The following is a 699-nucleotide window of genomic DNA, read 5'->3' as shown; positions in this document are numbered from 1 at the left end:
AATTGGCAAAACAAGTCGGCGTCTCCGAAGCCGCGTTGTACCGTCATTTCCCAAGTAAAGCTCGCATGTTTGAAGGTTTGATTGAGTTCATCGAAGAAGCCTTGATGACTCGCATCAACCGCATTTTAGATGACGAGAAAGATACACTAGAGCGTATTCGTATGGTAATGCACCTGATTCTTGCATTTTCAGAACGTAACCCTGGCTTGACACGTATTCTGTCTGGTCATGCTTTAATGTTTGAAAACGAACGTCTACGTGAACGCATCAACCAGCTGTTTGAACGTATCGAAACCCAACTACGTCAGATTCTGCGTGAGCGTAAAATTCGTGAAGGTAAATCTTTCCCTGTAGAAGAGCGCATTCTTGCTGCGCAAATTCTTGGGCAAGTTGAAGGCAGCCTGAACCGTTTTGTGCGCAGCGATTTCAAGTACCAACCTACTGCAAACTTTGACGAGTATTGGGCACTACTCAGTGCACAAATTAAGTAGAGATTATGAGTAAAGACAAATACACGCAGCCCGAGTTTTCTCTTTCCCTTCTCCATCCTCGTAACTGGGGAGTTTGGCTTGGGTTTGGTCTACTGGCTATCATCGTCAATATTCTTCCTTATCGCCTATTACTGTCTTTGGGGCGCTCACTTGGCAAGCTAGGCATGCGCTATGGCAAAAAGCGCGTGCATATCGCGAAGCGCAACCT

General features: G+C 45.9%; 1 protein-coding gene and 1 pseudogene. Both read left to right on the top strand.

Going from position 1 to position 699, the window contains the following annotated elements:
- Positions 1–491: nucleoid occlusion factor SlmA (gene slmA / locus R8O11_RS27815; protein WP_318194945.1), on the top strand; the 491-nt coding region annotated here is incomplete at its 5' end.
- A 5-nt stretch (positions 492–496) separates the two neighbouring features.
- Positions 497–699, top strand: a pseudogene (locus R8O11_RS27810) (lipid A biosynthesis lauroyl acyltransferase); the annotation flags it as partial.

It is taken from the genome of Vibrio sp. 1288, assembly GCF_033344475.1.
This window is presented reverse-complemented; position numbering and strand designations above follow the sequence as displayed.